The following is a 1265-nucleotide window of genomic DNA, read 5'->3' as shown; positions in this document are numbered from 1 at the left end:
ACTCCTACCTAACTGGAGATGCCTTCAGCACAGTGCCCAGTTTGAGTAGCTTGAACGAAATAGAACGCCAGCAGCGTACTAATCTGGCTCTGTTTGCCCTGAATACGTGGAAAATTACGCCAGATCTTCAACTCGATGTGGGCTTACGACAGAATTTTAATAGTCAGTTTGGGAACTACCTTACCCCTAGCACTGGCATCCGTTGGGCAGCGACCCCTACCCTTGCCCTTCGCGGCAGTTGGGCGCTAGTGCAACGCAACCCTGGGTTGGATCAACTATATGTGTTTGATACCGTTCACAACTGGTTACCTAACGCCAACCTTAAGCCAGAAACTGGCTCTGCCTGGACAGCAGGTTTAGATGTAGAGTTTGCCCCTGGCCTAACAGGACAATTCACCTACTTTGGTAATAGCCTCAACGATCGCTTGTCGATTGTAGCTGGGCGATGGGCCAATGTTGGCCTAGTGAACACCAATGGCCTAGAGGCAGCTCTGCGCTGGAAACTCTCGCCTGAATGGTCAACTACCCTCAGCTACACCTACACCGATGCCCGCATTGCTACGGGTGTCGAAACTGGTTTGCAACTGAGTACAGTACCCTTTTCAGTAGCCCAACTAGGAATTGGCTATAACTCAGGAGGTTGGCAAGTTAATCTCTATGCCAACTACAACAGCGGTGCTCGCCGTGCTCTATTCACAAGCCCTGGGGTCTCTAATAGAGACTTTTCGCCTTCGTTTTTGAACCTAGATCTCAATGTCCGCGTGCCATTGACCTCAGGCTTAGGGCTAGTGTTGTTCATCGAGAACCTCACGGATGTAAGCTACGAGAAGGTAAATCGCATCTATCAGCCAGGGATGACTGTTCGTGTTGGCTTGCAAACCAATCTATAGCAGGTTCATGCTGTAGCAGATTCATACAATACAGTACCAACTTCAACTGGCTGTGCTGTCGCTCTAGCCTCTTTAGTCCTTGCAAGATAAATTTGTTCCCTGACGAAGGTGACAGAGCTAACCTGAAGGATCTCTCGTGGAGACTCTGGGAAGCGGGAAAACTCAGTGCACTTGCTGGCAACACCCTAGCCCATCCTGGTTGATTACTTCAGTTCAGGATGGGAGAGACTGTCGGTAGTAGGCTCAACGGCAGTATTAATAGTGTTGATGAGTTGATATAAACGACCTAGATCCCGCTGGTTGAAGTTCAGCAGTAGGCAGGGCAGCCCATTAGTAATGTCTTCACCAAACACATCTGCTCTGGCTGGAATGGCC

The 1265-nt window shown here is 49.6% G+C and carries 1 protein-coding gene; it reads left to right on the top strand.

From position 1 onward, the window contains the following. Window positions 1-890, top strand: an 890-nt coding sequence (locus NZ772_19210) for a TonB-dependent receptor (protein ID MCS6815686.1), incomplete at its 5' end; no start/stop codon positions are given. Window positions 891-1265 lie beyond the last annotated feature (375 nt).

This window comes from Cyanobacteriota bacterium (assembly GCA_025054735.1).
Lineage (GTDB): Bacteria > Cyanobacteriota > Cyanobacteriia > SKYG9 > SKYG9 > SKYG9.
The sequence above is the reverse complement of the archived record's forward strand: the minus strand, read 5'-3'. Positions and strand labels throughout refer to the sequence as shown.